Source organism: Ruegeria sp. N8, assembly GCF_056531325.1.
In genome coordinates, this window is the sequence record NZ_JBQFLQ010000006.1 from 36,631 (window position 1) to 51,042 (window position 14,412).

Here is a 14,412-nt window from a genome sequence, read left to right on the forward strand (position 1 = left end):
TGACGCAGGCCCCTGGTTTTCTCCACACTTGGGCTGTGCGTATCGCACCCTGAGGCAGGTGAATTCGCAGACAGTTCTTGCCGACGCGTCCGCGCCGGACAGCCCTTTTCGTGCAGGTATTTCTGCAACCTGAAAGAGGGACAGCACTCATGCGCGTTTTCACCGTCCTCGGCCCCAGCCAATCGGGCAAAACCACTCTGGTCGAGGCCATCAGCCGCCTCGACGGGCGGCCCACCACATTCGACGTATCCGGAACCGTGCATGTGCACGGTTTTTCTTACTTGGACGAGCCATGGTGTGCCATCGACGTCGACGGAGGCGGCGACAATCTGGGCTATGTCGGCCCCGCCATGGCCATTTCGGACGCAGCGGTGGTTGTCGTCCCACCCGACCCGGATGCAGCCGTCCTGTGTGCGCCCTATCTGCGCCTTGTCGAAGAGGCAGGCATTCCTTGTTTTCTGTTCATCAACCGCATGGACAGCCCCAATGGCCGCATCCGCGATATCATCTCGGCACTGCAGACCTATTGCACACACCACATCGCCTTGCGACAGGTACCCATCCGCGAAGGCGACACGATTGTCGGTGCGGTCGATCTGATCTCGGAGCGGGCGTGGAAGTATCAGGAAGGCCAACCCTCGGCCCTGATCGAGCTGCCGCAATCCGTTGAAGATCGTGAACAAGAGGCGCGGACCGAACTGTTGGAAACGCTGTCGGACTTTGACGATCATTTGCTGGAGCAACTGATCGAGGACAAACAGCCCCCCAGTGGCGAGGTTTACGATCTGGCGGCACAGGTCTTGCAAAACCACCAACTGATCCCCGCCTGTTTGGGGGCCGCCAGCCACGGCAACGGCCTGACCCGGCTGATGAAGGCCCTGCGGCACGAAGCGCCCGAGTTCAACATCGCCGCCGACCGGGACGAGGCTGCCGAAAACGCGCGCGCCATTGCCGGGTTTGCTGATGTGAAAAAGCATATCGGCAAGATCATCGTGCTGCGCGGGCTTGGTGACGGCGTCAAGGCCCACGAAGCGTTGGGCGGCGAAACCGTCGGCAACCTGACGACGCTGGATGCCAAAACCCAGATCGCCACGCTGGAGGCTGGACAAATCGGATTGGCGGTGAAATCCGACCATCTGAATCCCGGTAATATCTATGACAGCAAAGGCGCAACCGCCCTGCCGGAATGGGCCTGGTCCCACCCGGCCGCGCATCGTCAGGTCGTCTCACCATCGCATGAGCGGGACGATGTGCGCCTGTCCAACGCATTGGCGCGGCTGGTCGAGATCGACCCCGGTCTGCATCTGGATCAGGATGAGCTGAGCGGTCATTCGGTACTGGGCTCGCAAGGTCCGCAGCACATGCGCCGCGTGACGGCGAAACTGGCCGAGGATTTCGGTATCGAGATCGAAGCCGACCCGGTCGAGACCGCCTATCGCGAGACCATCCGTGCGCCCGTCGAACATCGCCACCGCCACCGTAAGCAATCCGGCGGGGCGGGGCAGTTTGCCGATGTGGTGATCTCAATCGCTCCGATGCCGCGTGGCACGGGGTTCCAGTTTGAAGAGGTGGTCAAAGGCGGCGCGGTTCCGCGCAACTACATCCCCTCGGTCGAGCATGGTGCGAAAGACGCGCTGGTGCAGGGGCCCGAGGGCTTCCCTGTTGTCGATGTCAAAGTCACGCTCAACGACGGTAAACATCATAATGTGGACAGTTCTGACTATGCGTTTCGTACAGCGGGCAAGAACGCAGTGCGTGAGGCGCTGCCACAGGCCAAACCCGTGGTGCTGCAACCCATCTTGAACGCCGAGATACACCTGCCATCGGATTTCGTCGGCGACCTGGTGCCCACAATCAGCTCGCTACAGGGGCAGGTTCTTGGGTTCGAGGGCAATCCCAACGCTTCGGGCTGGGAGATTTTCAACGCCCAGCTTCCCGCGGTGGCGCAGGACGAGTTGCACCGGAGCCTTGCCAGCGCCACGCGTGGCACAGGATGGGTCAAGCTGAGCTTTGATCACTATGAAGAATTACGCGGCCCGGTTCCAAAAGCAGCGGTCAGGGAAACAGCCAACGCCTGACACATGGCGCGGGCTGTTTTCAGCCCGCTGCCGCAATCAGTTCGCGGGTATACTCTGTCTGAGCATTCTCAAACAGGTCTTCAGCCGCGCCCATCTCGACCACGTCGCCGTTGCGCATGACGATCACGTTATGCGACATGGCGCGCACAACCTTTAGGTCGTGGCTGATGAACAGATAGGCCAGCCCGTATTTGCGCTGTAGATCGCGCAGCAGATCGACGATCTGCACCTGCACTGTCATGTCCAGCGCGCTGGTCGGTTCATCCAGAACCAGCAGCTTGGGCCGCAGGATCATCGCGCGGGCAATGGCAATGCGCTGACGTTGCCCGCCCGAAAACTCATGCGGATAACGGTCCATCGCGGCAGGGTCGAGACCCACCTCGGTCATCACTTCGGCCACCAGATCACGGGGCGCGCGGTGCGGGTCGACGTTGTGGATCGCCAACCCCTCGGCAATGATCTGCATGCAGGTCATACGCGGGCTTAGGCTGCCGAACGGATCCTGAAACACGATCTGCATATCTTTGCGCAGCCGTCGCAACTCGCGCGTGGACCAGCGGCGCACGTCCTGATCGCGGAAGGTGATCCCACCCTCGGACGCGATCAGCCGCATGATCGCCAGTGCCAATGTCGTCTTGCCCGAGCCGCTTTCGCCCACGATGCCCAGCGTCTCACCCGCCCGCACGCTGAGCGTGGCGTCGTTCACGGCCTTCACGTGACCCACGGTTCGTTTCAGCAAGCCGCGCTGAATCGGGAACCAAACCTTCAGGTGATCAGTGCGCGCGACCTCTTCGGCGTCAGTCGCCACAGGATCGGGATGACCCGAAGGTTCGGCGGCCAGCAATTTGCGCGTATAGGGATGCTGCGGGTTATCGAAGATCTCGGATGTCTCGCCGGACTCCACGATCTCGCCATCCTTCATCACGCAAACCCGGTCAGCGATGCGGCGCACGATACCAAGGTCATGGGTGATGAACAGCATCCCCATATTCTCGGATTTCTGCAATTCGGCCAGCAGTTCCAGGATTTGCGCCTGAATGGTCACATCTAGCGCTGTTGTGGGCTCATCCGCGATCAGGATGTCGGGTTTGTTGGCCAGCGCCATGGCGATCATGACCCGCTGACGTTGTCCGCCGGACAGTTGGTGCGGGTAGCTGTCCAAACGCTCGCGCGGGTCGCGGATGCCAACCTTCGTCAGCAGCTCGACAATCCGTTCGCGCGCGGCGTCCCCTGTGACGCCCTGATGCAGCGCAAGCGATTCCGCCATCTGTTTTTGGATCGTGTGCAACGGGTTCAGCGAGGTCATCGGCTCTTGGAAGATAAAGCTGATATCGTTGCCGCGCACATCCATCAGCTTGGCTGGCACGGCGCCGATCATCTCATCCCCGTCATAGGTGACCGAGCCTTCGACAATCGCGCTGTCGCCCAACAGCGACACGGTGCTGAGCGCGGTCACCGACTTCCCCGAGCCGGATTCGCCCACCAGTGCAACCGTTTCCCCGCGATCCACGGTGAACGACACGCCTTTGACCGCATCAGAGACCTGCCCGTCCTGCTTGAACGAGACCTTGAGGTTTTTCACATCCAAAAGGCTCATGAGAAGGTCTTTCTGGGATCAAACGCATCCCGCACGCCTTCAAAGATGAAGACCAGCAGCGACAGCATGATGGCAAAGGTGAAAAACGCGGTGAAAGCCAACCACGGCGCTTGCAGGTTCTGTTTCGCTTGCAAAGTCAGCTCACCCAGCGACGGAGCCGAGGACGGCAGGCCAAACCCCAGAAAGTCCAGCGAGGCCAACCCGGCAATCGTACCTGTGACGATGAAGGGCATGAAGGTCAGCGTGGCTACCATCGCGTTGGGCAGCATATGGCGGAACATGATGGTCATGTTGCCCACACCCAGCGCCCGCGCCGCCCGCACATATTCAAGGTTGCGCGCCCGCAGGAATTCAGCACGAACGACGCCAACAAGGCCGGTCCAACTGAACAGAATCATCAGCGCCACCAGTAGCCAGAAACTTCGGCCCAGAATGGCAAACATGATGATGATCACGTAAAGTGAGGGCGTGGCCGACCAGATCTCGATCACGCGTTGGAAAATCAGGTCGAGCCAGCCACCAAAGAAGCCCTGAATGGCCCCCGCAAAAATGCCTATGATGCTGGCCGCGCCGGTGACCATCAGTGTGAACAGGATCGACAGGCGGAACCCGTAAATCACCCGTGCCAGCACATCGCGCTTGGTGTCATCCGTGCCCAGCAGGTTCTGCCCGTTGGGCGGCAGCGGAGCCGCGCCGGGGCGATCCACGCTGGTGTTGAAGGAATAGGGGATCATCGGCCAGATAGCCCAGCCACGCTCGAACCCTTCGGCCTCGTATGTTCCGGCCTGAATTTGTTCAATGATGCCTTCGGGATCGTCAAAGCAATCTTCGATCCCGCCGCTGTCGATCAGACACTGAACCTCGGGGTCGCGATAGATCGCCTCGGTCTGGAAGTCGCCGCCAAAGGCCGTTTCGGGATAGAAGTTGAAGATCGGCGTGAAATACTCACCCCGGTAGTTCACCAGAATGGGTTTGTCATTGGCAATGAATTCGGCAAACAACGACAGGCCGAACAGCACCGAGAAGATGATCAGCGACCAGAAGGCCCGTCCGTTTCGGCGGAAATTGCGCCAGCGGCGCTGGTTGAGTGGGGACAGTGCCATTTACCCCTCCCGCTTTTCGAAATCGATGCGCGGGTCGACCAGCACATACATCAGGTCGCTGATGATGCCGACAACCAGCCCCATCAGACCAAAGATGAACAGTGTCCCAAAGATCACCGGATAGTCGCGCGCCACTGCGGCCTCGAATCCCAGACGGCCCAGACCGTCCAGCGAGAAGATCGTCTCGATAATGATTGACCCACCAAAGAACACGCCAATGAACACTGCCGGGAAACCCGCAATCACGATCAGCATCGCGTTACGGAACACGTGACCATAGAGCACCCTGCGCTCGTTCAGGCCCTTGGCGCGGGCGGTCATCACATATTGCTTTTTGATCTCGTCCAGGAACGAGTTCTTGGTCAGCAAAGTCAACGTCGCAAAGGCAGAGATTGTCAGAGCAATGATCGGCAAAGCGATATGCCAGAAATAATCCAGCACCTTGCCCACCGCGCTGAGGTCATCCCAATTGTCCGAGGTCAGCCCCCGCAGCGGGAAAATCTGCCAGTAGGAGCCACCGGCAAACAGCACCAGCAACAAGATCGCAAACAGGAAACCGGGGATGGCATAGGCCACGATGATTGCCCCGCTGGTCCAGGTATCAAAGGTCGAACCATCCTTCATCGCCTTGCGAATTCCCAACGGGATCGACACCAGATAAGCAATCAACGTTGACCACAGCCCCAACGAGATCGACACCGGCATTTTCTCCAGCACCAGATCAATCACGCTGATCGACCGGAAATAGCTCTCGCCGAAATCCAGCGTCAGATAGTTGCCCATCATGTCCAGAAACCGCTCGACCGGAGGTTTGTCGAATCCGAATTCTTTTTCCAACTCTTCAATGAACTCGGGCGGCAACCCACGCGCACCGATATAGCGGTCATTCGCGCCGCCGGTTTGCTGCTCGATATCGCTGCCGCCGCCGGCAATGCCTTCGAACACATCACCCCCACCTTCCATCTGGGCGATAATCTGTTCAATCGGGCCGCCCGGAACGAACTGAACCAGCGTAAAGTTGACGATCATAATCCCAAGCAAAGTGGGGATGACCAGCAACAGACGTCTTAGAATATATGCTCCCATGAGGGCGGATTACCTCAAGGCGCCCGAGGATTTCAACTCGGCTTCTTTCTCGGCGTTGATCCACCACAGGTCCTCGACGCCCAGCGCATAGGGCGGCAGATTCGCAGGGTGCTCGTACATGTCCCAGTAGGCGACCCAGTATTTACCCAGAAACCAGGTGGGAACCATGATCCGCTTGGCCCGCAGCACACGATCCAGCGCCCGCACATTGGCGTGCAGTTCTTCGCTGTCAGTCGCGGCGACGATATTGTCGATCAGCGGTTCGATATCGGGGCCATGCGCGCCCGACGGGTTAAACACCGAATACGCGGCTGCCTCGGTCCCGAACTGCTGATAGAGCCCTGTGGATGGCTGCAACGAGGTCGGATAGCCGCCAAAGATCATGTCGAAATCCCGATCCCGACGGCGCAGTGTGAACTGAGCGTTGTCGACCCGGTTATAGGTCGCATCAATCCCCATGGCGCGCAGGTTGTCGACAAATGGTTGGATAATCCGATCCAAAGTGGGCTGGTCCGACAGAAACTCGATCTTCAGAACTTCGCCATTGTCATTGCTGCGGACGCCGTTGTCTCCGACTTTCCAGCCCGCCTCATCCAACAGTTGCATCGCAGCACGCAGGTTGCGGCGGTCATTCTGACGGGCCGGGCGCGAGTCATGGGCCGAGACCGGTTCTTCGGTCAGCACAGCAGGGTCCACCGCATCGCCTAGACTTTGCAGCACCTCAAGCTCACGCCCTTCGGGCAGGCCGGTTGCCTCAAGATGCGTGCCTTGCCAGAACGAGTCGCGCTGCTGGAACAGGCCATATTGCAGGCTTTCATTGGTCCATTCGAAGTTATAGCCCAGTTGAACCGCCTCACGCACGCGGGGGTCCTGAAACTGTGGCCGGTCAAGGTTCATGATGAAACCAGAGGCCGACGGGACGTTGCCGTCCTCAAGCTCGACCCGCAGGACATTGCCATTTGCAATCGCCGGGAAATCATAAGCCGTCGCCCAGCTTTTCGAGTTGTTTTCCTGCCGAAGAGTGAATGTTCCGGCCTTGAACCCCTCCATCGCGGCAATCGAGTCGCTGAAATACTCGATGCGGATGGTGTCATAGTTGTTCCGACCCACATTCACATTGATCTCATCGCCCCAATAGTCGGGATTGCGCTTGTAAACGATGCGTCGGTTGATGTCGTAGCTGTCCAGAAGATAGGGGGCCGACCCGATGCCTGGTTCAAGGCGAGATTTGTCCAGACGGCGGTTTTCCGGGTCTGCCTCGAACCACGCCTTGGAAAACACCGGCGTGCCACCAACCTGAGAGATCAGCGCCCGGCGCGGGATATCAGGGGCAAAGTAGAATTTTACGCGATGTTCATCCAATGCCTCGGCGCGGGGGATACGCTTGCGAACGGCCTCGGCGTAAGATTTCAAACCCTGATCTAAAAGCAGATTGTGAGAAAACACGACGTCCTCTGCCGTGACTGGCGTTCCATCAGAAAACCGTGCCTCGGGCCGCATATTGAAAATAACCCATTCCTGACTTTCCGGGTATTCGAGACTCTCCGCCAGCAAGCCGTAATAAGAGGCAGGCTCGTCATAAGATTCGATCAACAGGGATTCGTATTGGTCTGCGGATCGTGCGCCCGCTCGCCCCTGCCGGGTGAAGGGATTGAAACTGTCAAACGTGCCCTGCGCGGCATAGGAAAGCTCTCCTCCGCGCGGGGCGTTCGGGTTGACGTAGGCGAAATGCGCAAAGCCTTCGGGATATTTTAGATCACCAAATTCCGAGAAACCGTGACTTTTGATGATCGTTTCCTCGGCCCGCCCCGGCAGTGCCATCAACATCACCATGACCATACCGGCCATCAGAGCCCAAAGCCCGCCTCTGAAATCCAATACACGCGCCTGAACGATTTCCCGGTTGGACCTCATGTTGCTCATCCCCTGTTGCATCACGTGTTTTAATCTTGCGTTTGCCAGCTAAAATACCAGCACTTACAAATTCAAGTTTAGAATGCGTGAGCGCTTTGTGAAGTTCTGTTTAGACAAAAAAAGCCGCTGCACGGGGCAGCGGCCTTTGTTTTTTCGGGTTATTCGCAGGATCAGTTGCCGATGGTCTGCAAATAGGCAATCAGGTCGGCACGCTCTTGCGGCTTTTTCAGGCCCGCGAAGCTCATGGATGTGCCGGAAATATAGGCGCTCGGGCGCTCAAGGAAGGCGTCCAGCGCTTCGGGTGTCCAGTTGCCGCCATGGGCCTGCATCGAGGCCGAGTAGCCGGTGAAGCCATTGGCCGACGCGACCGGACGGTCAACGATGCCATACAGATAAGGGCCTGTGCCGTTCGCGCCGTCTTCCAGCTTGTGGCAAGCGGTGCATTTACGGAAAACGCGTGCGCCTTTTTCCGGGTCGGCTGCGGCCAGCAGGTCTTCGAACACCACTTCCTCACCGTCGGCGCTTTCGCCTGCGCTTTCGGTTTCAATGATGTACGAGGCCGTCTCGCCATGACCATCGGCATGGTACAGGCCTTCGGCGGCCCATTTGGCCAGAAGCAGCACCAGGAAGGTGCCAAACAGGCCTGCGGCGGCCTTGGTAACTGTCATCGTGTCGAACATTGATCGCGAGTCCATTTCAGCTGTCTGCGGGGTGTCTAAGGCTTCCCCTGACAAGAGGCAAGGTATAGACACCGCGACTAAACGCCCAATTCTGGAACTTGTTGCACGGAATCGACCAAATGACCAAACGTATCGCATTTCAGGGGGAGCCCGGCGCCTATAGTCACGAGGCCTGCCGTAACGCACGCCCCGATATGGAGGCCTTGCCCTGCCGCACTTTCGAGGATGTGATCGAATCGGTGCGCTCGGGCGCGGCGGATCTGGCGATGCTGCCGGTTGAGAACACGACCTATGGGCGCGTGGCCGATATCCACCGCCTGCTGCCTCATAGCGGGCTGCACATCATTGATGAGGCCTTTGTCCGCGTCCATATCAACCTGCTGGCCGTTCCGGGTGCCACGCTGGACGATATTACCGAGGCCCATTCCCATCTGGTTCTGCTGCCCCAATGCGCGGGATTTCTGAAACAGCACAACATCCACGGGCGCGTCAGCCCCGATAATGCCCGCGCCGCGCGCGAAGTGTCCGAACAGGGCGAACTTCACTCGGCCGCGCTGGCCAGCGAACTGGCCGGAGAGATTTATGGCCTCAACGTTCTGGCCCGACATATCGAGGACAATGACGACAACACCACCCGCTTCCTTGTAATGTCACGCGAGGAAGACCGCACGCGGCGCGGTGAACACGGAATGATCACCAGCTTCGTCTTTCAGGTCCGCAACATCCCTGCCGCGCTATATAAAGCGATGGGCGGGTTTGCCACGAATGGGATCAACATGACCAAGCTGGAAAGCTATATGGTCGACGGCTCATTCACCGCCACGCAGTTCTATGCCGATATCGTGGGGCACCCCGACGACCGCAATGTGCAACTGGCGATGGAAGAGCTGGAGCATTTCACCACAAATGTCGAAGTGCTAGGCGTTTACCCGGCGGCGGTCACAAGGTGAAGGATTTGCGGCGCGCGCCGTCAATTCGGCGGTAGTCCACGAACCCCATTGCCTGATAATAGGCCAGCCCTTCCGCATTGTTGACGCCAATCGTCGCGTCGATCGCCACAAGGCCTGCCGCACGGGCAGCTTGCAGGGTTTCCTGAAACAACGCCCGCCCGACCCCGCGCCGAGCCGCCGAAGGGCGAATATGCGTGCCGATCAATCCCCAGCCGACAGGCGCGCCATAGGGGTTGCCCTCTACCGCTTGCTTCAGCGATTGAAACCCCAGCACCTCGTCCCCGTCCAACGCCAGAAGGCACTGAATCTGACCGGGATGTGAGACATAGTGCGTTTCGGCGAACCCGGCATCTGCCGGTTTGCTGCGCTTGTCTGCCAAAACAAGGGCTTGCAACACTCCAGCAATACCCGGCGCGTCGTATGAGGTTGCCTGTCTCAGGATCAGATCGCTCATATCGGTTTTACGACCCGTGCAGGTGTCGTTCCTCCATCTCGCGGGCGAATTCGGTCAGTCGGGATTGGAACCGGGCCCGGAACCGCGATTTGCCCAGCCGCAGCGATTGCAGAAACAGCCGCGCGGGCAGGGATTTGGCCGTCAGCGTTACATCCACGCTTAACCGGGTTCGGCGTTGGGACAGAGCCAGAAGATCAACCTCTGTGACACCGCCGACCCCTTTGCCGATTGCCTCGAACCGCATTTGCGCGGGCGGGTCGCTGTGTGCCATTGTTATCTCAACATGGCGTGGCTTGCCCCGCAGGGTGAAATCGGCCTGCCATTTGGTGCCCGGCACCACCCCCGTGTGGCCGGACAGCCGCCGCACCTCGATCCCGCGGCGCATGGCCATACGTTCGAACCGTTCGAAATCGGCGACCATTTCGAAAACGGCGTTGATCGGTGCCTGAATATCTTCCTGTACTGCGAACTGCATTCCGACCTTTGGTTCGTTGATCTATTGCGTCTCTATTTCGTCAGTCCAGCGTATCTGCAAGCCAGTTCTGCAACAGGAAATGTGCAATGGCTCCTTTACGGGCAGGTTTCAGAACCGGGTGCTCACCGGCAAAGGCCTGCATCATCTCGGACTTGCTGACCCACATGGCATCTTCAATTTCAACGGGATCAATCGAGATGTCACGCGACAGCGCCTGGCCCGCGCAACCAAACATCAAAGAGGCCGGGAAGGGCCAGGGCTGGCTGGACAGATAGGTGACAGGGCCGACGGGCACGCCCGCCTCTTCGAACACTTCGCGGCGCACAGCAGCTTCGAGCGTTTCGCCGGGTTCGACAAAACCCGCCAGCAGCGAATACATCCCCTCGGGCCAACCCGGAGACCGCCCCATAAGTACCGAGTCCCCATGGGTGATCAGCATGATCACCACCGGGTCCGTGCGCGGAAAATGCTGGCCGCTGCACGTGGGGCAGCTTCGTTGCCATCCGGCCTGCGTCATCGCGCTGGCCGCGCCGCAGCGGGCGCAGAATTTATGGGTTTCGTGCCAGCCGATCACCGCCTTGGCGGTCGCCGCAAGCTCGGCATCACGCGGGGACAGCCATGTCATGATCCGGCGCAGTTCGGCAAATACGAACCCGTCTGGCAGGTCAGGATGCTGCTGTTCCGAACCATCCACGAAACCACCTACTTCGGACAAATCCTGCCCGTCAGGCTCCCAATTCGAGATATCGGCAGCAAAGACCGGGACACCATCCGACAGGCCCAGAAAAATCAGCCCATCCGCAACTCCGCCCGGTCCGTTTTCGACCAGCGCATGAGACACCGGGATCAGACCCAACCGATCCGAAGCCTCACCCTCTACAAGGGGTTTGCCGCGCCATATCAGCAGGCATTTGGCATTCGGGTCCGCCACCAGGCCAGCCAGCGCGTCGGCATCGCCCCGAATATGCGCCGCACGGTCCAGCCCTGATCCGCCGAACGTCACAAACTCTGCATTCTTCATTGCATGCCCCCCAGATTGTGCGCATAGGGCTGCCACGATGGTTCTGGGGTTGCAATGGGTATTCATGGAACTCCGAAAAAACACCCGCTGCCGCTGAAAGACCGCAGGTCCGCCTTGAAAATTGCACGCAACACTCTTTTTGTTGAAAATGATTAATATAAAACTGCCTAAAGTAGAGTAGTGCCGACTTTTCCTTCCTCTCAAACCGTCCAACTGCGGATTCTGGCCACGTCCGATCTGCATATGAATCTGACGGCATATGACTATTACACTGACAGGCACGAACCGACGATTGGCCTGACCCGGACCGCCGACCTGATCCGCAAGGCCCGAAGCGAGGTACAGGACGGGTTGGTTCTGCTGGTGGACAATGGCGACTCGGTCCAGGGCACACCGCTGGGCGACTGGGCCGTGGCTCAACACCCCGAGCGCCATGTTCTGATGCAGGCCTTCGACCTTCTGGGCTATGATGCCATTGGGCTGGGCAATCACGATTTCGGCTTTGGTCTGGACGTGCTGGACCGGATCATGCGGCACGCCCCCTGCCCTGTTCTGTGCAGCAATGCGCACAAATCCACCAGCCCGCAGGTCTGGCAGGAGCACACGATTGTCAGGCGTCAGGTCGATATCCAAGGGCACGCGCACGAGCTTGCAATCGGCATATTATCGGTCCTGCCACCCCAGACCGCAAAATGGGAGGCGCACAAGCTGGCAGGTGCGGTCCAGATCGGCGACATCCTTGACTGCGCGCGCCGCAAAGTCGCTGAACTGCACGAACTGGGCTGCGATATCGTTGTGGCGCTGGCGCATACGGGGTTCGGTCCGGCGCAAGACACGCCCGGCATGGAAAACGCGTTGGTACCATTGGCCGCCATCGACGGGATCGACGCCATTGCGGGCGGGCATTCCCATATGGTTTTTCCCAGCCCTGAACAAGAATACAGCGGCTATATCGACGTTGATCGCGGGCTGGTGCACAGCACCCCCGTCGTGATGCCCGGTGCGGCGGGGTCATATCTGGGCGTCATCGACCTGACCCTCGGCACATCACTGGACGACCAATGGCAGGTACTTCATGGACACGCGCAGGTGCGTTCGGTTTCGACAGAAGCGTCAGATGAAGACGCCGCACTGACGCAGCTACTTGCCACCGGTCACGCCGAGACGCGGCGGCGGGTGGCCGAACCTGTGGGACAGGTACAGCAGCACATGCACAGCTATTTCAGCTTTTGCGGCTATGACCGGGGCTTGGCTTTCGTGGCCGCCGCTCAAACCGCCGGGTTGCGACCTTTTTTGAAGGATACGGACTATCGGGACTGCCCAATCCTGTCTGCCGTGTCCCCGTCGAAATTCGGCGGGCGTGCCGGGCCTCGGTTCTTTACCGACGTCCCGGCCGGGGAAATCTGCCTGCGCCATGTGACGGACTTGAACGTCTTTCCCGATGAGATGATGGCCGTCGCCGTCACCGGTTCGCAAATCGAAGACTGGCTGGAAATGTCCGCAGGCGTCTTTAACAGGATGATCCCCGGCCAACGATGCGATCTGCTGGCCTCGGACCGCGCGGGGCATAATTTTGACGTCCTGCATGGGCTGACATACCGGATCGACCTTAGCCAGCCCGCTCGGTTTGGCGCAGATGGGGCACTTTTGCACCCATCGGCCCGCCGCGTCCGCGAGATTCGTTTCGAAGGCCAACCCTTGGATGCAGAGCAGACCTTTGTGGTGGCGTTGAATAATTACCGCGCAAATGGCGGTGGGCACTTCCCCTTTGCCGGGCGGGCGACGCGCGTTCCGCTGCCGTTTCTGCCCCTACAAGATCTGGTCAAAAACTACGTGGCTGCCGGGCCTCATTCCGGCACCGTGTTCGAGCGTCCGTTCCGTCTGTCCCCCGTGGCCGGGGCGTTGGCGGTTCTGCGTACAGGCCACAAGGCCTGGCAGCATCTGGACGACATCGCCGAATTTGTACCCAACATCGCTGGAGAGGACGAGGCCGGTTTTCTGCTGATCCATTTGACGCTCTGACGGGTTGTCATTTGTCCCGCACTTGCCTATATCGCGTGCTGAGAGGTTGGCGCGGGCGAGCGCCTCGCCAACCTGGTCAGGTCCGGAAGGAAGCAGCCACAACGAGCCCCGCTTGGGTCGATGTCCAACCTCTCACTTATCTACCACATGATCCTGGGCAATAAGCTGCGGCCAGACCGCTGCGTTGCGACGGGCGAACACGCCGATATGCCCGATCTCTTTCACCCCGAAATCTGACAGTGACAACAACCTACGCCGCGCATTCGGGCCATAAAGCTCGGCCAGACGCCACACCGCTTTGGGCGGCACCACCTGATCGTCGTCGAATGCGATCAGATCGACCGGCACTCCCTGCCCTGCCCAGTGCGCCTCGGGCAGGGTCTTGCCCAAATCGGGCAGGTAGTTCGTCGGTGCCGTGCACCATTTACGCCACTGCCAGTAGACCCGCGCGGGCAGGTCAGCCCCAAAGCCCAAAGCCCTGCCCGGCAAATACCCCGCCGCTTTGACAACCAACGGTGCATGGCCATACCAGAACAACCCCGCCAGCGCCTTGTACGGCCACGGGTGATCAGACAGAGTGACAAGCCCGGAGCAAACACAGATCATGCGGTCAATCTGCGCGATATCCGGCTGAACCGGGCCCAACATTCCGCCAACGGAATGGCCGATGCTCCATTGTTCCGCGTCCGGGAAGCGTCTGCGCATTTCCGCGCGGGCGGCGGGCATGTCGACCAGCGCCCAGTCCGCCATAGTTACCTGCGAGTCCTGCAATCGGCCGGTCAGCGAATGGCCGAAATCCCGATAGTCATAGGTCAGACAAGCCATACCCTGCTCGGCCGCCAGCCAATGGGCAAAATGCTGATAATAGTCGCGGGGCACGCCGGTCGCTGCATGGATCATCACAACTGTCTTGGGAGGCAGAGCAGGCAGATAGAGCCGCCCCGACAGCATCGCCGGACCGGACGGAAACTGGACATCTTCGGTCAAAACAGGATGCGTATTGTCCAACATCGCCCGCGCCTCATGCTCTAA

12 protein-coding genes and 1 other RNA gene are annotated in these 14,412 nt (G+C 59.5%); 4 read left to right on the forward strand and 9 right to left on the reverse strand.

Going from position 1 to position 14,412, the window contains the following annotated elements:
- Positions 1–149: 149 nt before the first annotated feature.
- On the forward strand, positions 150–2,078 hold the full coding sequence (locus ACR0C5_RS12825) for an elongation factor G (RefSeq protein ID WP_480877093.1): 1,929 nt from the start codon (positions 150–152) through the stop codon (positions 2,076–2,078).
- Positions 2,079–2,097: 19 nt separating this feature from the next.
- Here the strand turns inward: ACR0C5_RS12825 and ACR0C5_RS12830 are convergent, their stop codons facing one another.
- The 5 genes from ACR0C5_RS12830 to ACR0C5_RS12850 form a co-directional block, all read right to left on the reverse strand.
- Positions 2,098–3,675, reverse strand: a complete 1,578-nt coding sequence (locus ACR0C5_RS12830; RefSeq protein ID WP_480877096.1) for an ABC transporter ATP-binding protein — start codon at positions 3,673–3,675, stop codon at positions 2,098–2,100.
- The gene (locus ACR0C5_RS12835; protein WP_480877099.1) at positions 3,672–4,778 is read right to left on the reverse strand and encodes an ABC transporter permease; all 1,107 of its coding nucleotides are present in this window, start codon (positions 4,776–4,778) and stop codon (positions 3,672–3,674) included. The genes ACR0C5_RS12830 and ACR0C5_RS12835 overlap by 4 nt, the downstream gene beginning before the upstream one ends.
- On the reverse strand, positions 4,779–5,864 hold the full coding sequence (locus ACR0C5_RS12840; RefSeq protein WP_170774684.1) for a microcin C ABC transporter permease YejB: 1,086 nt from the start codon (positions 5,862–5,864) through the stop codon (positions 4,779–4,781).
- Positions 5,865–5,873: 9 nt separating this feature from the next.
- On the reverse strand, positions 5,874–7,778 hold the full coding sequence (locus tag ACR0C5_RS12845; RefSeq protein ID WP_480877102.1) for an extracellular solute-binding protein: 1,905 nt from the start codon (positions 7,776–7,778) through the stop codon (positions 5,874–5,876).
- A gap of 170 nt (positions 7,779–7,948) precedes the next feature.
- A complete protein-coding gene (locus ACR0C5_RS12850) occupies positions 7,949–8,458 on the reverse strand; it encodes a c-type cytochrome (protein WP_170775003.1) in 510 nt (169 codons plus the stop codon).
- 119 nt (positions 8,459–8,577) lie between these two features.
- Here ACR0C5_RS12850 and ACR0C5_RS12855 point away from each other — a divergent pair, with 119 nt between their 5' ends.
- On the forward strand, positions 8,578–9,408 hold the full coding sequence (locus tag ACR0C5_RS12855; protein WP_170774687.1) for a prephenate dehydratase: 831 nt from the start codon (positions 8,578–8,580) through the stop codon (positions 9,406–9,408).
- On the opposite strand, the gene ACR0C5_RS12860 is transcribed toward ACR0C5_RS12855, so the two are convergent.
- The 3 genes from ACR0C5_RS12860 to nudC are packed head-to-tail and all read right to left on the reverse strand — an operon-like array spanning position 9,398 to position 11,358.
- On the reverse strand, positions 9,398–9,862 hold the full coding sequence (locus ACR0C5_RS12860) for an N-acetyltransferase family protein (protein WP_480877105.1): 465 nt from the start codon (positions 9,860–9,862) through the stop codon (positions 9,398–9,400). The two genes, ACR0C5_RS12855 and ACR0C5_RS12860, sit on opposite strands and share 11 nt — an antisense overlap.
- 7 nt (positions 9,863–9,869) lie before the next feature.
- Positions 9,870–10,337 carry an SRPBCC family protein gene (locus tag ACR0C5_RS12865; RefSeq protein ID WP_480877107.1) on the reverse strand — a complete coding sequence of 156 codons (468 nt, stop codon included), beginning with the start codon at positions 10,335–10,337 and terminating at the stop codon, positions 9,870–9,872.
- A 40-nt stretch (positions 10,338–10,377) separates the two neighbouring features.
- Entirely contained in the window at positions 10,378–11,358 is a 981-nt protein-coding gene (nudC, locus tag ACR0C5_RS12870; RefSeq protein ID WP_480877110.1) for an NAD(+) diphosphatase, read from the reverse strand.
- Positions 11,359–11,538: 180 nt separating this feature from the next.
- Between nudC and ACR0C5_RS12875 the strand changes: the two genes are divergently transcribed.
- Entirely contained in the window at positions 11,539–13,380 is a 1,842-nt protein-coding gene (locus tag ACR0C5_RS12875) for a bifunctional 2',3'-cyclic-nucleotide 2'-phosphodiesterase/3'-nucleotidase (RefSeq protein ID WP_480877113.1), read from the forward strand.
- A gap of 39 nt (positions 13,381–13,419) precedes the next feature.
- An RNA gene (gene ffs / locus ACR0C5_RS12880) (signal recognition particle sRNA small type) lies at positions 13,420–13,518 on the forward strand.
- Here the strand turns inward: ffs and ACR0C5_RS12885 are convergent.
- Positions 13,513–14,391, reverse strand: a complete 879-nt coding sequence (locus ACR0C5_RS12885) for an alpha/beta hydrolase family protein (protein WP_480877116.1) — start codon at positions 14,389–14,391, stop codon at positions 13,513–13,515. The two genes, ffs and ACR0C5_RS12885, sit on opposite strands and share 6 nt — an antisense overlap.
- Between the last annotated feature and the right edge of the window lie 21 nt (positions 14,392–14,412).